The sequence below is a fragment of the Mediterraneibacter sp. NSJ-151 genome (assembly GCF_022487435.1).
Classification (GTDB): Bacteria; Bacillota; Clostridia; order Lachnospirales; family Lachnospiraceae; genus Schaedlerella; species Schaedlerella hominis.
Map to the genome: position 1 here is coordinate 116,273 of NZ_JAKVPP010000008.1, position 19,687 is coordinate 135,959.

A 19,687-nucleotide genomic window follows, 5' to 3' on the forward strand; every position below is an offset into this window, starting at 1 on the left:
GCCAAAGGGGACGGGGTTAATGGCTTTTTTGCAAGCAAAAAAGCCATTAACCCCGTCCCCTTTGGCTCCCCGTCCTTCTCTCGCTCTCTAAATCAAATGTGTACTTTCCAATTTCTCCATAAAAGCATCATTTAACTTGATGATTGGATTTCTCAATACCAATCCAAAGAACAAAGAAATAATCAGGAAAATCCCCAAAATTCCCATTTGTACCCAATAAGCTGAACCATACATTCCGGCGACGCATTCGCGCATAGCCGTCATACTGTGCACAAATGGAAGCAATGGATATGCGGCTTTAAAGAGTGGAGGAGCAGTTTCAATAGGAAAAGTTCCACCGGAACCTGCAACCTGTACTACGAGTAAAATCACGCAGATTGCTTTGCCGATGTCTCCGAAGGAGACGGTCAGCGTGTAAATGATATTTACATATACGATACTGCTAAACCATCCTGCAAGTAAAAATAAAAATGGATGCTCACATTGAATCTGTAAATAACACAAATCCCCCATGCAGATTAAGGTGGCTTGTAAAAGTCCTACAATCAGGAAAATCGGATAGCGGCCAAGATAAACCTGATATGGTTTTAGGTTTTTGAGTCCGGCGGTCGAAGAAGCCGAAACAGTTACTTTTAAGATGGCAACCAGTACAATACCTCCTACCCAGATGGAGAGGACAGAATAGAATGGTGCCATTGCTGAACCATAATTTGCCACAGGATAAATTTCATATGTTTTTAATGTAACAGGAGAAGATAAAAAGCTGGCAATTGTTTCACTGTTTCCAGATAAAATCTGCTGTAGCTGTTTGTAATCCCCACTGCTTTTGATTTTCTTCAACTGGTCAATCGTTGTGTTCATCCTTTTTGACGTCTTGTCAATCAGTGCTGAGGTGTCTGACAATGTAGTCTGAATCTTTGCAAGATCAGAAGAGGCAGAACCTGACAGCTTATGGATATTGTCCGCTGTTGTATCCAATTGTGTAAATAAAGTAGAAATGGTTGAGCTTGTCGTTCCAAGAGAATCAAACAGAGTATTCAAACTATTTTCAACATTATTTTCGTAGTCATTTTTTATGGAAACAAGGCTGTTGCTGCTTGTTTGGATCAGTTGATCCAGCTCAGTCTTTGCGGCGGCAATGTTAGCCGGCGAATTCTGTATATCCTGTGCAGACTGGTATAACTTGTTCTGCAAATTTTGCTGAGTTGCAACAGCACTGTTCAAACGACGGATAATAGAATCCAGTTCGTCTGCAATACCACTCGGCAATTCATCAGGAAGCGTATTTCTCAAATTAGAGAATGCCTGGCTAAGTGTCTGATACCCATTGATGATCGGAGTAATCTTATCCCCCAGGCCATTTAACGTATTAGCAAGCGTTTCTGCACTTCCCGACTGTGATGCAAACGCATCGTCAATAATGGAAGAGAGCTGTGTGTAAAAGCTCTGGCTTCCGGAAATTGCTGCGTTAATTCCATCGGTTGCGCCACTGATAGATGTTTTTACGTCGGAAAATGAATTTTTCGTATTTTTCAAAGAAGCAAGGTTGCTGTCCGAATGCGTTTTTGACTCAGTTAAAAATTCTGAGGTTGTGTCCAGCATATTCTTGGCAGAACCGGTCAGGTTTGAAAAGGACTGGATTGTACCGGACGCAGCAGTCAAATCATTTGAAATAGCGCTCAGGTTATTTAAAAGGTTATTAAGAATCACATCAGCTCCACTTTCATCTGCCATATCAGATACAGACTGAAGTGCTACAAGTGCAGTTTCGGATATCGTTTCTATAAATACAGAATTAACCTGTTTTTGGATTGCACTCGCCCCCTTGTCGGTAATCTTCGGTGCAATCGCATTTTCCTTCGCATTATAATAGTAAGTGATTTTTGGGTTTTCGATATCACTTGAGAAAATGCTCATCATATCTTTACTGAAATTTTCAGGAATGATAACAGCGGCATAGTACTTTCCGGATTTTACACCCTTCGTTGCTTTATCCTTTGTAGTAAACACCCAGTCTAATTGCGTATTTTCACGAAGAGCAGAAAGAACATTGTCACCAATGTTGATATTCAGAGGAATCAAATCCCCTTCATATCCCTCGTCCACGCTTGCAACAGCAACTTTTAAGCTACTTGTATTACCATAAGGGTCCCAGCTTGCAGCAATATTAAACCATGCATAAAGTGGCGGAACAATCGTGATTCCGAGGATGACCAGCAATGCGATTACATTTGTTTTAATCCGCACGATGTCACGTTTAAAAATTTCCAGGATATTTCTCATGATCGTTCATTTCCTTTCTTCAAAAGTTTTAATAATTCATCTTCAGATAATTTGGCAAGTTCTAATTGCTTCTGTGTTTTGTCGTGGATGTATTCCATAATAATCAAGTAAAATGCCAATACAACTACGGAAACAATCCACAAAATTAAAAATACAAGCTTAGATTCCAAACTGAACATCAGAATCAGAAAAACAAAAGCAAGTATAAAAATGCAATTGAATCCACGACGGATTCGTCTCGAATAAGTGCGTTCAAATTTTTCTGCCTTATCGGTCAATTCCTTGCGTGTAACTTCATTGTAGAGCATTGCTTTATAAATCATAGATACTTGCTGAGTGTTTCGTTCTGTACTGGAAGTCTCACACAACATCAAATCTGTAACAGCAAGTCTGCGGTCAAACAGGTAATTTAGGTTCATCAGCAGAGGACGAAGTCCAAGACCGATGAGAAATGCAATTCCAAGGAATACAAGCATGATCAATAAATTTCTACGATAGTTGTGAGCATACATTCCCGCAATAGCTTCACGCATTGCACTGATTCCATACGAAAATGGAAGGAGTGGATGCAGATTCTGGAAGAAAGCTGGCATCATCTCAATTGGATAAGTACCAGATGATCCTGGAATCTGCAAAATAACCAGAAGCACGCACAATGCCTTACCAATGTGTTTAAATGCAAGTGCCATTGCATAAATCAGACTGACATAAACAACGGAGCATACCATTCCGGCAAAAATAAAAGCGGCAGGTTCATTGCATTGGGCTTTAATAAGCCAGATATCACCGGCACATACGATGACACTCTGAATAAGTCCGATGATCAGAAATAGAAGAAAACGGCCAAAATAACACTGAGTTGCAGTTGCATTTGGAATTTTTTCATCAAAATCTACCTCTTGTTTGAAAATAGAAACCAGAATCAGTCCACCTACCCAAAGAGCCAGATTTGTGTAAAATGGTGTCATGGCAGAACCATAATTCTTTACATCGTAGAGTACTTCTGTATCAACAGTTACCGGTGATGACATAAAAGTTGAAATACCATCTGCATCAATTCCTTTTAGAGAAAGAAACTGCTGATATGCACTGGAGCTTTGCAAGGCTTTTAAATCCGTTGTGAGGCTGGAAAGCTTATCATTTACTGTCTGAAGTGCAGTGCCGGTCGAGTCAAGAACAGAAGCACTGTCTTTTAAGCTGCTGTCGAGCTGTCCAAGGATGGATTTCAACTGAGTAATAGAAGGAGAAATTCCATTCATTGTGGCGGAAAGATTTCCACTTAATGTAGAAAATGTATCCAGTGACTGATTTAAAGTCGGCAGCAATGTCTGATTCATAGAGTTCTGGTAATCCCTCAAGGACTGTTTACTCTGCGATACAAGTGTGCTTAATTGTGTACGTGCAGTAGAAGCACCATTTAAAGCAGTTGTTATATTGCCATTTCCGGTTTTTAAAGAATTGACAAGTTCCTGCAATTTGGCATTTTGACTTTCTAAATCAGCAATCTTACTATTTAAAGCTGCGACAAGTTCTTCATTTGAAATATGGGCGGTCATCGCTTTTAAATCGTTAATCACTTCATTATTCAAATCGACCAGGTTCTGGACAGAAGCAATACTGTTACTTATATTCCCATTAATCGTCTGCATATCATTTTCAATTGTTCCAAGCTTGTCAGAAGCAGAAGCATAAATATTGCTCAACAATTGGTCTCCATCGGACAAGCTCTGAGAGAATGTCGAAGAAAATGTACCAATTGCACTGCGGCTGGTATTTAATACATCAGACGCACTGGAAAGTGTTTTCGCACCGGATAAAGCGGCTGTATTGACAGAATCCAAAGAGACTTGCGTGTCTGCGATAATCGAAGAACTGCTCTTTACCGTTTCCTGAAAATTCTTCAAAGTAGTCTGATAGTCATCCAGATTCTTTTGAATATCAGAAATGGAGCGAAGTGTCTCAGTATTCATATCACTCATATTACCGGATACTTTCGAGACAGACTTAATGATCAGATTCGAGATTGTTTCAGCGGCAACATTGGAAAAAGTATCATTGATTTCCTGCTGAATCGTACCGGCTCCGGTGTCTGTGATTTTTGGAGCAATCGCATTTTTCTTCTCATTTACATAATAATCTAAAACCGGGTTCTGAGGCTTACCACTGATAATGCTTAGAAGAGATTCGCTGAAATCTTCAGGAATCACAATAGCAGCGTAATACTTTCCGGATTTTACCCCTTCAATAGCAGCATCTTCATCTACAAAAGTCCATCCAAGAGAATCATTTTTTTCTAATTGTTCAATAAGCGAAGCACCTGCATTAAGAGAAAGCTCATCTGAGCAGGCTCCGGTATCGTTGCTGGCAATTGCTACTTTAATCCCTTTTGTATTGCTGTATGGATCCATGTTAGCGGCAATGTTGAACCAGGCATAAAGCGATGGCAGAATACAGACGCCGATCACAACAAGCATAGCAACTGGATTGCGAAGCAAACGCTTGCAGTCACGTTTGAATATTTGAAGTGTTGTCTTCATCCTAAATAAAAATCCTCCTTTAATAACGAATATGTATAAAATCTCAATCTAACACCAGTATATCAGAAAGTAAAAATGATTTCCATAAGCAAAAATGACGAATGGTCATTAATTTCTAAAGAGAATATTGTAAGGTTGTATAGTATATGAAAAATCTCAAATATAGAAGAATGTAAATGAGAAAAATTATCATGGAATAGAATTGACAAGGATAGAAAGTTAGAATATACTAACCATGTAGTTAGAAAGAGCTAACATATGATAATTGAAGGTAACACGAAAATAGAAAATGCAAGATTATAATAATCAGAAACAGGAGGAAAATAATGAGCGTAGTAATTGTCGGAGGGCACGACAGAATGGTAGCCCAGTATAAAAAAATATGCAAAGCTTATAAATGTAAAGTAAAAGTGTTCACACATATGAAGGCGGATTTTGACAAACAGATTGGATGTCCAGATCTTCTCGTATTATTTACAAACACAGTGTCACATAAGATGGTAAAAACAGCTTTGGATGAAATTGACAGTTCAAAAACAGATGTTGTGCGTTCTCACACAAGCAGCCAGAATGCATTGACAGAAATTTTGAAATCTTGCTGTGCATAAATAATGAAGTGAAAGGATTGCAGATATGAAGAAACGTAATATGGGAAACACTGCAGAAGGGCTGGAGCAGTGTCTGATCATGCATTGTGCCCCTACACTGGCATCTCTTAAAACCGCAAATTTATTCACATGCAAATATACATGTATACAATCGCTTGAAATGAGTATCATGTATTGGGAAAGAGAGATGAAAGAAAAAGGATTAAGTCTGTTTATATTACAAAAACAAGAAAACAGGGCGTTGATTTATGTCTGCCGCATGAAAAAGTTGCAACAAGATCTGGAAAAACCAGGAGTGATGAATTTGCTTCGAAAATATGGATATCAGGATACGGATCCGCATCATGCTATTTCTCATTTGATTGAACGTTTAGAAGAAAACGGAACATTCCCACATGAAATCGGATTATTCCTGGGATATCCATTGGATGATGTGATCGGCTTTATTGTTAATAAAGGAAAGAATTGTCATTGCATTGGATGCTGGAAGGTTTATTGCAATAAAGAAGAAGCAGAAAGAACATTTTGCAAATATAAAAAATGTACAGATGTATATAACCGGCTTTGGAGAAATGGAAGAAGCATACAGAAGCTCACAGTGGCTTAAAAAATCACTTGATATAAATGAAAATGGAGGAAATAAGAAATGAGTAAAACAGCAGTCGTATTTTGGAGTGGAACAGGAAATACAGAGGAAATGGCAAATGCAGTTCTGGAAGGAATGAAAGAAAATGGAGCAGATGCTTCTATCTATTCAGCAGATGCATTTCAGGCAGGAGATGTAGAGGGTTACGATGCAATTGCCTTTGGATGCCCGGCAATGGGTGCAGAAGTTTTGGAGGAAGATGAATTCCAGCCACTGTTTGACGAGTGCAAATCAGCACTGGCAGGAAAGAAGGTTGCACTGTTCGGTTCTTATGGATGGGGCGATGGAGAATGGATGAGAAACTGGGAAGACGATTGTAGGGAGGCAGGAATAGAACTTGCCTGCAACAGTGTTGTATGCAATGATGCACCTGATGAGGATGCAATTACAGCTTGCAAGGAGTTGGGAGCGGCACTTGCATAAGCGCAAAAAATGAATTTATTATTATAAATGATAGCGAATCTCATTTGCAAGCGGCTTATTGGATAAAATTTCTCAATAAGACAGAATTGGCTTGAAACAAGAAAAATAATGGATATATAATTTGTCCATAAAAAAACAGAGGAGGAATTTTATCATGTCAAATTATTTGAAATGTTTAAAGAAAGTAAATGGTAAATCAACAGGAATTTTTGCAGCAGGTGTGTTATTCGGAACAGCAGGTATCAAGATACTTGCAAGTAAGGATGCAAAAAAGCTTTACACAAACTGTACAGCAGCGATTCTTCGTGCAAAGTCTTGTGTGATGAAAACAGCCACAACAATTCAGGAAAATGCAGAAGATATTTATGCAGAAGCACAGCAGATCAATGAAGAACGTGCAGCAGCAGAAGAAGTTGTGACAGATGTAGAAGAGGTAGATGCAGAAGAGGCAGATGCCAACGAAACAGATGTTGAAGAAAGCTTTAAAGAAACAGAAACCGAAGAAGCATAATAAATATAACCTATAAAGCAAACAAAACCAGAACACCTGCAGTTTTATCTGCAGGTGTTTTCGGAGAGAAGGATTTACATGAAGTTTAAAATTAAACATGATATACAAGGAAGATTACGTGTGCAGTTTGTTCAGAGTCGAATGACATTTGAGCAGGCAGACGAAATACAATATTATATGGAACAAAATATGCAGATTACATCTGTGAAAGTGCAGGAACGTACGCAATGCGTAACAATTTGCTATAAAGGAGACAGAGAAAGCGTAATTGAAAGCCTGAAAGCATTTCACTATGGAGAGGTGACACTTCCGGAAACCTATCTGAAAAATTCAGGACGAGAATTGAACAGCGAGTACTGGGAGAAACTGGTTACTTCGGTAGTGCTTCATTATGGAAATAAACTATTTCTGCCGCTTCCAGTTCGTGCAGTGCTTACAACTGCAAAATCAGTGAAATACATATGGCATGGAATCTGTACACTTGCAAAAGGAAAAATTGAAGTTCCGGTGTTAGACGCAACATCTATCGGAGTTTCTATTTTCAGACAAGATTTCGGCACTGCAGGTTCCATTATGTTCTTGCTTGGAATTGGTGAAATACTGGAAGAGTGGACACATAAAAAATCAGTCGACGATCTTGCACGCAGCATGTCTTTACATATCAGTAAAGTATGGCTTGTAACTGAAGACCAGGAAGTGCTTGTTTCAACTTCGGATATCAAAGCAGGAGATTTGGTAAGAGTACATATGGGAAATGTGATTCCGTTTGATGGAACAATCGTTTCCGGAGAAGGAATGGTAAATCAGGCTTCCATGACAGGAGAATCCGTTCCGATTGCGAAGACGATGGATGCAAGTGTCTTTGCAGGAACCGTATTGGAGGAAGGAGAACTTACGATCCGAGTAAAACAAAGCAATGGAAACAGCAAATTTGACCAGATTGTTTCTATGATTGAAGAGTCAGAAAAGCTGAAATCCTCTCTGGAAGGAAAAGCAGAGCATCTTGCAGACAAGCTTGTCCCATATACACTTCTTGGAACAGGAATTACGTATTTGTGGACGAAAAATGTAACAAAGGCATTATCTGTATTGATGGTAGATTTTTCATGTGCATTGAAACTTGCAATGCCGATTTCTGTATTGTCAGCGATTAAAGAAGCAAGTACCTACAATATTACTGTAAAAGGTGGAAAATATCTTGAGGCAATGTCAGAAGCAGATACGATTGTATTTGATAAAACAGGAACATTGACAAAAGCACAGCCTACAGTAGTAGATGTCGTATCATTTAATGATATGGGCAGGGATGAACTTCTAAGAATTGCGGCATGTCTGGAGGAACATTTTCCACATTCCATGGCGAAAGCAGTTGTAACAGCGGCAAAAGAGAAAAATCTGGTACATGAAGAGCTACATTCCAAAGTAGAATATATTGTTGCTCATGGCATTTCGTCGACAATTGAAGGAAAATCCGTTATCATCGGAAGCTCGCATTTTGTGTTTGAAGATGAAAAATGTACCATTCCGGAAGGAAAAGAGAAGCTCTATGAACAGCTCCCGGGAGAGTGCTCACACTTATATATGGCAATTAACCGTAAACTGGCTGCAGTTGTCTGCATCGAAGACCCGCTCCGCGAAGAGGCGCAAAGAGTGATTGCGAAACTTAAGAGTAAAGGAATCAAGGTTGTTATGATGACTGGAGACAGTGACCGCACAGCGAGGGTGATTGCTTCAAAAGTAGGCGTGGATGAGTATTTCTCCGAGGTGTTACCGGAGGACAAGGCAAGTTTTATAGAGAAAGAAAAGGCTGACGGAAGAAAAGTCATTATGATCGGTGACGGAATCAATGATTCACCGGCACTATCAGCTTCCGATATTGGAATTGCAATCAGTGACGGAGCAGAGATCGCGAGAGAAATTGCAGATGTTACGATTGGCGCAGATAATCTGGAAGAAATTGTTGTTCTGAAAAATCTAAGCGACAGACTGATGGAGCGAATCCATAATAATTATCGTTCCATTGTCGGAATCAATACTTGTCTGATAGCAGGTGGAGTAATGGGAATCTTCCCGCCTACAACGTCTGCATTATTGCATAACACATCGACCTTATTGATCAGTTTGCAAAGTATGAAAGATTTGCTGGATAAATAGGAAAGAGAGGAACATCTATGTATCTGGAACTGAATCAAATAAAAAAATCATTTGGAAGCGGAGAAAATAAAACGGAAGTGCTTAAAGGTATTTCATGTGGGATTAAGAAAGGTGATATCTGTGTGTTACTTGGCCCGTCAGGGTCAGGTAAATCCACCTTGTTAAATATTATCGGTGGTATTGAAAATATCGATAGTGGATCGATTCGAATCGGTGATGAGCAGATGGAGAGCATGAATGAAAAGCAGTTGGCCAAGTATCGTCGGAAACATTTGGGCTATGTATTTCAGGCGTACAATCTGATCCCGAACCTGACCGTGAAGGAAAATATTGAGGTCGGCGCATATTTATCCCAAAATCCGCTGGAGTTAAATGGTTTGCTGAAAACACTGGGGCTATGGGAACACAAAGACAAAATTCCAAATCAGCTTTCAGGAGGACAGCAGCAGAGAACTGCGATTGGGCGGGCTTTGATTAAGAATCCAGATATCTTGCTCTGCGACGAGCCGACCGGAGCATTGGATTATCAGACCTCTAAAGAAATTTTACAATTGATCGAAGATGTGAATCAAAGGTTTGGAAACACGGTTATTTTAGTGACACATAATGATGCAATTCAGGGAATGGCAGATCAGGTCATCAAATTGCGTGACGGACAGATCCGCAAATGCATTTACAATGGACAGAAACAAGCTGTGGCAGAGTTGGAATGGTAAGGGGGTGCTCGTATGAAAAATCCATTATCAAAACGATATCTGCGTGAGCTGAAGTCTGAATGGGGAAAATATCTGGCCCTCTTTTTGTTCTTTACGATCATCATAGGATTTTGTTCCGGTTTTCTTGTGGCAGACGGAAGCTGCAAATCAGCCTATGATAACAGCTTTGAAAAATATAATATCGAGAATGGACATTTCGTATTAACCGATTCCATTTCAGATGGATTAAAAGAGGAATTGGAAGAAAAAGAAGATATTACGATTTATCCGATGTTCTATAAAGATAAAGAAATCGCAAAAGAACATACAATCCGTCTGTATAAGATGCGTGATGATGTAAATAAAGCGGACTTGATGGATGGAGAATATACCAAAGCGGACGATGAAATCGTGATTGACCGCTTGTATGCCGAAAATAATGAGATTGCCATCGGCGACACCATGCAAATCGAAGGCAAAAAATACAAGGTGACAGGTGTGGTCGCATTATCAGATTACAGTGCATTATTTAAAAATAATACCGATATGATGTTTGATGCGAATAAATTTACAGTTGCGCTTGTAACGGAAAATGCGTTTGATAATTTGGGAGATGCCGGTCTTAAGAAATGTTATGCGTGGGTAAATGATGACGTAGCTTTATCTGACAAAGAGCAGGAGGATAAGGCAAATGATATCAAGGATATCATAAAGAAAAAAGCTGTCATGACAGATTTTGTTGCCCGTCAGGACAATCAGGCAATCACTTTTACAGGAGAGGATATGGGCGGAGACCAGGTAATGGTACAGTGGTTGCTTTATATCGTAATCGTTATTCTGGCATTTATATTTGCGATTACGGCGAGAAGTACGATTGAGCAGGAATCTTCCGTAGTTGGAACCTTGCTGGCGTCCGGTTATACGAGAGGCGAATTGGCACGCCATTATATGACGCTGCCGGTGGTTGTTATGCTGGTCGCATCTGTTGTAGGAAATGTACTCGGGTATACATGGATGAAATATATTGTGGCAGGAATGTATTATCATAGTTATTCGCTTCCGACATACACGACAATCTGGAATGCAGATGCTTTTATAGAAACAACAGTCATACCATTTGTTTTACTTCTGGTTGTAAATTTCCTTGTAATCATGTCCATGATGACTTTACCGCCATTACAATTTTTAAGACACGAGCTTAAGAGAAATAAGAAAAGAAGAGCAATCAGCCTTCCAAACTGGAAATTCATTACCAGATTCCGCATCCGCGTGATTCTGCAAAATAAAGCGGCTTATCTGACATTATTTGCGGGTATTTTCTTCGCAAGTGTATTGATGTTATTTGGAATGATGTTATCGCCATTGCTAACGCATTTTAAAGCAGAAGTACTCGATTCAAAAGTTGCGAATTATCAGTATATTTTAAAAATGCCTTTGGAAACGGAGACATCAGGCACTGAAAAATATGCAGTGTCAGAGTTGAAAAACAGTAGCGGTGAAGAGATTACGGTTTATGGAATCGAGGATCATTCAAAATATTTGAAGAATTTGGATCTGAAAGATGGAGAAGTCGTACTGTCAGACGGATATATGGAGAAATATGGTATCCAAATTGGAGACGAAATCAAGCTCCATGAAGAATACGGAGATAATAAATATACATTTAAGGTGAGCGGAAGTTATCATTATCCTGCTACAATGTGTATATTTTTGTCAAAATCCACATTTTGCGATATATTTGACAAAGACCCGGATTATTTCAGTGGATATTTTACAGATAAAAAAATAGAAGATATCGATGATACCATGATTGCATCTACGATTACAGAACATGATCTGACAGTTATGGCGGATCAGCTTGAAGACTCTATGGGACAAATCTTTTCTATGATGAATGGATTTGCTTTGATGATTTATATTATCGTAATTTATTTGCTTGCAAAAACGATTATCGAGAAAAATGCAGCATCGATTTCAATGCTTAAGATTCTTGGATACTCCGACAGAGAAGCCGGAAATTTATACAGCCTTGCAACGGGTGTTGTTGTGGCGGTTTCTTTGATAATCGCGATACCGCTCAGTGATAAAGCGATAAAAGTGATCTATTATCTTATGATGAAGGATTATTCAGGCTGGCTGACATATTATATAGCTCCTTGGATTTATCCGACAATGTTTGTGTTGGGAATGCTTTGTTATCTGGTTGTATATATAATCCAGTCGAAAAAAATCCGAAAAATCCCATTATCACAGGCATTAAAAAACGTTGAGTGATACTCTTATAAATAGTTATAAGAAAATGTAACAGTCGGATTCATTGACATACAAGTATAAATGGTGGTAGGTTATCTGTAGCGAAAGAATGGGAAATGCAGCTTGAGGTAAGACTAGATTATAATTCCTGTTTGTATCGCTATAATAAAAGCTATGATGAATAAATACGAGGTGCAAAAGATGCAGGAATTAAAACCAATTAAAGAAGGAAAAGTACGTGAGATTTATGATAATGGTGACAGCCTGATCATGGTTGCAACAGACCGAATCAGCTGTTTTGACGTGATTCTGAATAATGAAGTGACAAAAAAAGGAACTGTATTGACTCAGATGTCAAAATTCTGGTTTGATCTTACAGAAGACATTCTTCCAAACCACATGATTTCTGTAGACGTGAAAGATATGCCGGAATATTTCCAGCAGCCAAAATTCGATGGCAACAGCATGATGTGCCGCAAGCTGGAGATGCTCCCAATCGAGTGCATCGTTCGTGGATATATTACAGGAAGCGGATGGGAAAGCTATAAAGAGAATGGAACTGTTTGCGGAATCAAGCTTCCGGAAGGATTGAAAGAATCTGACAAATTACCTGAGCCAATCTATACACCATCAACAAAAGCAGAGATTGGTGACCATGACGAAAACATTTCCTATGAGCAGAGTATAGAACATCTGGAAAAATATTTCCCAGGACAGGGAAAAGAATACGCAGAAAAATTGCGTGACTGTACAATCGCATTATATAAAAAATGTGCAGAGTACGCACTGAGCAAAGGAATTATCATTGCAGACACAAAATTTGAGTTTGGTCTGGATGAAAATGGTAATCTTGTAATCGGTGATGAGATGCTCACACCAGACAGTTCTCGTTTCTGGCCGGCTGAAGGATACGAACCGGGACATGGACAGCCATCCTTTGACAAACAGTTTGCCCGCGACTGGCTGAAAGCAAATCCGGATAATGACTGGACACTTCCGCAGGATATCGTGGATAAAACAATCAATAAATATCTTCAGGCATATGAGATGCTGACAGGTGAAAAACTGAAATAAGATTAAATTGCTAACTACATAAAAAATTGAAAATATAATATCATGTCTAGGATGGACGCCCTAATCGATACCTAGACAAAAAAATGAATCACGAAAGTGGTTCATTTTTTTTGTGGTGGGTGGGACCAATGGGGACGGGGTTAGTGGCTTTTTTTGCTTGCAAAAAAGCCACTAACCCCGTCCCCATTGGTCCCACTTTTTTTTCTTAATGAGAAAAAATTATCAATAAAGGTATTGACATCTAATAAGAATTAGCATAAACTAACGTATGAAAAATGAAAATGATTATCAATAAAAACTAAGGAAGGGATGAACATGATGCCGTTAACAATGGTAAATCCGGGAGAAGAAAACATTATTAAGCGTATAGGTGGAAAAGAAGATACAAGAAGATTTCTAGAGAACCTGGGCTTTGTCGTAGGAGGAGCCGTAACGGTAGTCTCTGATATCGGAGGAAATCTGATTGTGAATGTGAAAGAATCACGTGTAGCAATCGGAAAAGATATGGCAAATAAAATCATGGTATAGAAAGCGTAGAAGAAAGGATGAACAGCATGAAAACATTGAGAGAGGTATCGGTAGGTCAGACAGTGAAAGTTACAAAACTTACCGGAGAGGGACCTGTTAAGAGAAGAATCATGGATATGGGAATTACAAAAGGTGTTGAAATTTTTGTAAGAAAAGTAGCACCGCTTGGTGATCCTATTGAAGTAACAGTTAGAGGATATGAATTATCACTTCGTAAAGCAGATGCCGAGATGATTCTTGTTGAGTAATCAATAGTGATATAAATTTTAGAAGAGAGTGAAGGAGAAGCATTATGTCAGTAAAAATTGCACTAGCAGGTAATCCGAACTGTGGAAAAACAACACTGTTCAATGCACTGACAGGTTCCAATCAATTTGTTGGTAACTGGCCAGGTGTAACTGTAGAGAAAAAAGAAGGAAAACTAAAAGGGCACAAAGATGTTATAATCATGGATTTGCCGGGAATTTATTCCCTTTCACCATACACCTTGGAAGAGGTCGTTGCAAGAAACTATCTGATCGGCGAAAGACCAGATGCAATCATCAATATTATCGATGGAACAAACATTGAACGTAACTTGTACTTATCAACACAGATCATGGAGCTTGGCATTCCAGTAATCATGGCTGTAAACATGATTGATATCCTGGAAAAGACCGGTGATAAAATCCATCTGGACAAATTGAGTAAAAAACTTGGCTGTGAAGTTGTTGCGATTTCCGCATTGAAAGGAACAGGAATCAAAGAAGCAGCAAACAAAGCAGTGAAACTGGCTCAGAAAAAACAGACAGCAGAGACTGTTCATGAATTTTCAAAAGATGCAGAAGCAATCATTGATAAAGTTGAATATAAATTAACTGGTAGCGTGCCGGAAGAACAGAAAAGATTTTTCGCAATTAAGCTTCTGGAAAAAGATGATAAAATCAAAGACCAGATGAAAGCTACAATAGATGTTTCAGCAGAAATCAAAGAAATGGAAGATAAATTTGATGATGATACAGAAAGTATTATCACAAATGAGCGTTACGTATACATTTCCTCAATTATCGGGGATTGTCTTACAAAATCAAAAGCAAAAGGTGAGCTGACAACATCAGATAAGATTGACCGAATCGTAACAAACCGTTGGCTGGCACTTCCGATTTTTGCCGTTATTATGTGGATTGTATATTACATTTCCGTTACAACAGTAGGTGCTTTCGTAACAGACTGGACAAATGATGTGCTCTTTGGAGAAATTATTCCACCGGCGATTGAAAAGCTTCTTGTGTCTGTTCATTGCGCAGCATGGCTGCAGGGATTGATCCTTGATGGTATCGTAGCCGGTGTCGGAGCAGTTCTTGGTTTCGTACCACAGATGCTTGTACTTTTCATTTTCCTCGCATTTTTGGAATCATGCGGATACATGGCTCGTGTAGCATTTATCATGGATAGAATTTTCCGTAAATTCGGTCTTTCAGGAAAATCATTTATCCCAATGCTGATCGGTACAGGTTGTGGAGTGCCTGGAGTTATGGCATCTCGTACAATTGAAAATGACCGTGACCGTAAAATGACAATTATGACAACAACATTTATCCCATGTGGAGCAAAACTTCCAATCATCGCATTGATTGCAGGTGCATTGTTTGACGGAGCTTCATGGGTAGCACCAAGTGCATATTTCGTAGGAATCGCAGCAATCATTTGCTCAGGAATCATTTTAAAGAAAACAAAAATGTTCGCCGGAGATCCGGCACCATTCGTTATGGAGCTTCCGGCATACCATATGCCAACAGTAGGAAACGTACTTCGAAGCATGTGGGAAAGAGGATGGTCATTTATCAAAAAAGCCGGAACAATCATCACATTGTCAACAATCCTGCTTTGGTTCTTAATGAGCTTCGGCTGGGTAGATGGTTCATTCGGAATGCTTGAAGCAGAACAGCTTAACGACAGTATCCTCGCTTCAATCGGAAACGTAATCGCACCACTGTTTGCACCTCTTGGATGGGGTGACTGGAAGATGGCAGTTGCAGCCGTTACAGGACTCATCGCAAAAGAAAACGTAGTAGGTACATTCGGTATCCTCTTCGGATTCGCAGAAGTTGCAGAAAACGGAACAGAAATCTGGGGACAGCTCGCAGGAAGCATGACAGCAGTTGCAGCATACTCATTCCTCGTATTCAACCTCTTATGCGCACCTTGCTTCGCAGCAATGGGAGCAATTAAACGTGAAATGAACAATGCAAAATGGTTCTGGTTTGCAATCGGATACCAGACATTGCTCGCATACGTAGTATCACTTTGCATTTACCAGATTGGTACACTCATCACAGCCGGTACTTTCGGTGTAGGAACAGTTGTAGCATTCATTCTCATTATAGGATTCCTTTACCTCCTGTTCAGACCTTACAAAGAAAGCAAGACATTAAAAGTAAGCGTAGGAACCATTTAGGGGTGACCATTGGGGACGGGGTTAGTGGCTCTTCGGGTGACCATTGGGGACGGAGTTTAGTGGCTCTTTGTACTGGCCAATGGATGTCTCTTCAGAGTTTTAAACCGGCCAAATAGGTATGAAACTTATAAAATAATAAATATGCAAATAAAAAAGAAAGGATTGTCAGATATGAACAGAGAAGAAATAATTCAGAAGTTGAGAGCACGTGGATGCCGTATAACAAAACAGAGACTGACGATTCTTGATATTATTTTGGAGGGCGACTGCTCTTCATGTAAAGAAATCCATTACAAAGCTTCTAAACTAGATCCGGGAATCGGAATGGCAACAGTCTATCGAATGGTAAATTCATTAGAAGAGATTGGTGCAATCACGAGGAAAAACATTTATCTGGTAGAAGCAACCATTTAGGGACGGAGTTTAATGGCACATAACATAACATTTCCATAGAACAAAAGAAAAAAGAGAAAGATTTTACAGAAGCGGTTGTAAAATCTTTCTCTTTATGATATTTTATAGCTACTTAAGAAAAGTCTTCCGAGTTGAAATCATAGATTATTCTAAAATCAAAAATCAAATTTTTATTCAAAACGATTCTATTAATAAAAATCAAAAAATTCCAAAAAGTAAAACAATATAATAAAGAAAGGAAAACTTATGCCGAGAAAACCAAGAGAAAAAAGTAGATTTGGCATTTACCACGTCATTTTGCGAGGTGTCAACAAGCAAATCATTTTTGAAGAAAATGAGGATTATTTGCAATTTATCCGTATATTAAAAAAATACAAAGAAGTATGTGAATTCAAATTGTATGCATATTGTTTGATGGACAATCATGTTCACTTATTAATGGAACAAACAACCACCGAATTAGAAACAATCATGAAAAGGATAGAGGTGAAATTTGTTAAATGGTACAATCGAAAATATAAACGCATCGGATATTTGTTTCAAGACAGGTATAAAAGCGAACCGATAAACGATGAAGGATATTTTCGAACGGTATTTCGCTATATTCATCAAAATCCGCTTCATGCGGGACTGGAAACTGCTATTGGAACTTATAGATGGAGCAGTTATTACGATTATGCAATCTCACAATCTTCGTTTGTAGATATAGACAAAGCGATAAATTTATTTCAAAGTAATGAAAAATGCATAGAATATTTACAATATATTTCTGATGAAAAATGCATGGAATATAATTCTTTATCACGGCTTTCTGACACGGAAGCATTAGAAATAATTCATGAGAAAACGTCTTGCAAATCCGCATCTGATTTTCAACATCTTGATCGAACCCTGCGAAATCAATACTTACAAAAGTTGCATTATATAGGCATTCCCATACGTCAGCTCAGCCGTTTGACGGGAATTTCCAGAACTGCAATAAATAATGCAATACGAGAAAGGACCATTTAGGGACGGGGTTTAGTGGCTCTTCCTAACGGCTTATTCTAACACCAGCACCTTCGAAATTGTTCTAAAAAAAGCCAAAAAAAGCCAGAAAACCCCGTCCCCAATGGTTCAAAAAGCCAGAAACCCCGTCCCCAACGGCACTCCCGGAGAGTATAATATGAGCACTATAATAAATGTAATCTATGTAATAATCTTGCTATGTGTAGCCTGGCAGGATTATAAAACCCGAATAATCCGCAACAAATTTCATATCATTATCTTTTCCCTTGCAATTGTGCAAATGCTTCTCATATCAGAATACAGAATAACAGACAGATTAATCGGCATGCTGGCTGTGTCCGTCCCAATGCTATTGCTGACCTTACTGATTCCAGGGGGCTTCGGCGGCGGAGACATCAAACTAATGGCCGCATCAGGATTTTTTTTAGGTACGAGCTCCATTCTATGTGCAATGAACCTGGCAATCATAGCAGGAAGCGTTTATGGGATTATCATGCTAAAAAACAGAAAACGAGATAGAAAAGATCAGTTCGCTTTCGGACCATTCCTTGCAATAGGGCTGTCGATAGCTACTTTTTGGGGGAATGAGATTGTTTCGTGGTATTTAAAAATCCAGCATTGAACAGAACAAAATATTTGTGTTACAGTATAGAAAAGATGTGATTGGTAAATACCATCAAAAATGCTCAGAAAGGCGGTATATATATGGAAGAAACAGAAAAGGAATTTTTAAAGAAATACGACGCATCGAAGTATCAAAAACCTTCAGTGGCAGCAGATATCGTAATTTTTTCAACATGCAATATGGAAAATGTTGACTCAGGAGAATTAAAACTTTTGCTGGTTAAGAGAGGAAAACATCCTTATAAAAATGCGTTTGCTCTTCCGGGAGGTTTTGTCGGTATCGATGAAACAATCGAGGAGGCCGCGCGGAGGGAATTACTGGAAGAGACAGGCGTGGATTGCGAATTCTTAGAGCAGCTTCGAACTACAAGTACAGTCGACAGAGACCCTCGTTACCGAGTAATATCCGCAAGCTATATAGCACTGATAGATGCAGAAAAATATACCATCAAAGCAGGAGATGACGCCAGTGATGCAAAATGGTTTGCAGTATCGATGAAGCAGAATGAAAATAAAAACTGGGTGCTGAAATTACAGTCAGACAAAGAAGAACTAAAAGCGGTTCTTCACGAAGAAAAGAAAAAATGGATTCCAGAGTCAGAACTGAGAATTCTGGAAAATGACGGCCTGGCGTTTGACCATGCACTGATTATCGGATATGCAATATGGAAGCTTAAGAGCTGGAAAAAGATGTAAAAAATAGTGAACACTCTGTGAACAAATGATAGACTTCTCACAATTCATATGGTAAGATATTCAATGAAAAAATATAATTCAAGACAGAACCAGAGGAGACAAAACACAGAATGGGAACATTAGATATCAAGCGCGGGACGAAGATGCAGCTTGCAAAAGATGCAGCAGTAGGCCAGGAGCCGGTATTCAATATGCTAAGTACATTTAATAAAGAACTCGACGAATCAGCATTTCTTGTATCGATTCCAATGTTAGATGGAAAGCCACTACAGGCAGATGAAAGTCAAAAATTCTTATTCCGCTACGAAGAAGGAGAAGAAACCCGCATCATTGCAGGTTACGTTGACGATGTAATAAAAGAAGGAATCCGTCGTTATTGGAAGATTCGAAGAGTAACTGAAAACCGACAATTTGTAAAACGTATCGATGTTCGTATGAAAGTTGAGCTTCCGGTCAAATTCATGCAAGACACCTGGGAATTAAACTCACAAGGTGAGATAGAACAAGAATCCGGCGAGACGATGGATATTTCAAACAATGGTCTTGCGGTCTATATGAATCGCTGGTTTGAAGTCGGAGAAACCTGTATTTTTACACTTCCTCGTTTGGGAAATGCTTCCGAAGGGATGCCATCAAGAGAAGTCGTTGGCGTTATCTGCTGGGAGAGAGAGATGCCAAAAGGCGGACCATTCCGCTTTGTTACAGGTATTCAGTTAAGATTTGCAAATACAGATGAAAAAGTAAAAATGCAAGAATATGTAGCTTATGTAAAGAAAAGATATAAGCTGTGAGTAGC

General features: G+C 39.0%; 17 protein-coding genes and 1 pseudogene. 16 read left to right on the plus strand and 2 right to left on the minus strand.

Annotated elements, in window-relative coordinates; all coding sequences use genetic code 11:
* Window positions 1-87: 87 nt before the first annotated feature.
* Window positions 88-2,283 (minus strand): YhgE/Pip domain-containing protein, encoded by a 2,196-nt coding sequence (locus tag LQE94_RS10065; protein ID WP_240577613.1) that lies wholly within the window; start codon window positions 2,281-2,283, stop codon window positions 88-90.
* Window positions 2,280-4,820: a YhgE/Pip domain-containing protein gene (locus LQE94_RS10070; RefSeq protein WP_240577614.1), complete on the minus strand. Its 2,541-nt coding sequence runs from the start codon at window positions 4,818-4,820 to the stop codon at window positions 2,280-2,282. Before LQE94_RS10070 ends, LQE94_RS10065 begins: the two co-directional genes overlap by 4 nt.
* A 326-nt stretch (window positions 4,821-5,146) precedes the next feature.
* Between LQE94_RS10070 and LQE94_RS10075 the strand changes: the two genes are divergently transcribed.
* The 16 genes and pseudogenes from LQE94_RS10075 (at window position 5,147) to LQE94_RS10150 (ending at window position 19,682) form a co-directional block, all read left to right on the plus strand.
* The gene (locus LQE94_RS10075) at window positions 5,147-5,428 is read left to right on the plus strand and encodes a DUF2325 domain-containing protein (protein WP_022075800.1); all 282 of its coding nucleotides are present in this window, start codon (window positions 5,147-5,149) and stop codon (window positions 5,426-5,428) included.
* Window positions 5,429-5,453: 25 nt separating this feature from the next.
* Complete coding sequence (locus LQE94_RS10080; protein WP_240577615.1) at window positions 5,454-6,035, plus strand: DUF3793 family protein; 582 nt, start codon at window positions 5,454-5,456, stop codon at window positions 6,033-6,035.
* 39 nt (window positions 6,036-6,074) lie between these two features.
* Window positions 6,075-6,497: a flavodoxin gene (locus tag LQE94_RS10085; RefSeq protein ID WP_240577616.1), complete on the plus strand. Its 423-nt coding sequence runs from the start codon at window positions 6,075-6,077 to the stop codon at window positions 6,495-6,497.
* A gap of 154 nt (window positions 6,498-6,651) precedes the next feature.
* On the plus strand, window positions 6,652-7,008 hold the full coding sequence (locus tag LQE94_RS10090; RefSeq protein WP_240577617.1) for a DUF6110 family protein: 357 nt from the start codon (window positions 6,652-6,654) through the stop codon (window positions 7,006-7,008).
* Window positions 7,009-7,086: 78 nt separating this feature from the next.
* Window positions 7,087-9,162, plus strand: coding sequence for a heavy metal translocating P-type ATPase (locus LQE94_RS10095; RefSeq protein WP_240577618.1), 2,076 nt, complete (start codon window positions 7,087-7,089; stop codon window positions 9,160-9,162).
* 17 nt (window positions 9,163-9,179) lie between these two features.
* Window positions 9,180-9,878, plus strand: coding sequence for an ABC transporter ATP-binding protein (locus tag LQE94_RS10100; RefSeq protein WP_240577619.1), 699 nt, complete (start codon window positions 9,180-9,182; stop codon window positions 9,876-9,878).
* A gap of 12 nt (window positions 9,879-9,890) precedes the next feature.
* Window positions 9,891-12,131, plus strand: coding sequence for an ABC transporter permease (locus LQE94_RS10105; protein ID WP_240577620.1), 2,241 nt, complete (start codon window positions 9,891-9,893; stop codon window positions 12,129-12,131).
* Window positions 12,132-12,311: 180 nt separating this feature from the next.
* On the plus strand, window positions 12,312-13,184 hold the full coding sequence (locus tag LQE94_RS10110; protein WP_117989316.1) for a phosphoribosylaminoimidazolesuccinocarboxamide synthase: 873 nt from the start codon (window positions 12,312-12,314) through the stop codon (window positions 13,182-13,184).
* Window positions 13,185-13,499: 315 nt separating this feature from the next.
* Window positions 13,500-13,712: a FeoA family protein gene (locus LQE94_RS10115; RefSeq protein ID WP_022075313.1), complete on the plus strand. Its 213-nt coding sequence runs from the start codon at window positions 13,500-13,502 to the stop codon at window positions 13,710-13,712.
* Between the two features lie 26 nt (window positions 13,713-13,738).
* Window positions 13,739-13,960, plus strand: a complete 222-nt coding sequence (locus LQE94_RS10120) for a FeoA family protein (protein ID WP_117989315.1) — start codon at window positions 13,739-13,741, stop codon at window positions 13,958-13,960.
* A gap of 44 nt (window positions 13,961-14,004) precedes the next feature.
* Entirely contained in the window at window positions 14,005-16,149 is a 2,145-nt protein-coding gene (gene feoB / locus LQE94_RS10125; RefSeq protein WP_022075311.1) for a ferrous iron transport protein B, read from the plus strand.
* A gap of 171 nt (window positions 16,150-16,320) precedes the next feature.
* Window positions 16,321-16,548, plus strand: a pseudogene (locus LQE94_RS10130) (Fur family transcriptional regulator); the annotation flags it as partial.
* Between the two features lie 261 nt (window positions 16,549-16,809).
* Window positions 16,810-17,574 carry a transposase gene (locus LQE94_RS10135; protein WP_240577621.1) on the plus strand — a complete coding sequence of 255 codons (765 nt, stop codon included), beginning with the start codon at window positions 16,810-16,812 and terminating at the stop codon, window positions 17,572-17,574.
* Window positions 17,575-17,728: 154 nt separating this feature from the next.
* Complete coding sequence (locus LQE94_RS10140; protein WP_240577622.1) at window positions 17,729-18,193, plus strand: prepilin peptidase; 465 nt, start codon at window positions 17,729-17,731, stop codon at window positions 18,191-18,193.
* Between the two features lie 83 nt (window positions 18,194-18,276).
* Window positions 18,277-18,891, plus strand: a complete 615-nt coding sequence (locus tag LQE94_RS10145; protein WP_240577623.1) for an NUDIX domain-containing protein — start codon at window positions 18,277-18,279, stop codon at window positions 18,889-18,891.
* Window positions 18,892-19,001: 110 nt separating this feature from the next.
* On the plus strand, window positions 19,002-19,682 hold the full coding sequence (locus tag LQE94_RS10150; RefSeq protein ID WP_118723479.1) for a PilZ domain-containing protein: 681 nt from the start codon (window positions 19,002-19,004) through the stop codon (window positions 19,680-19,682).
* Window positions 19,683-19,687: the final 5 nt, after the last annotated feature.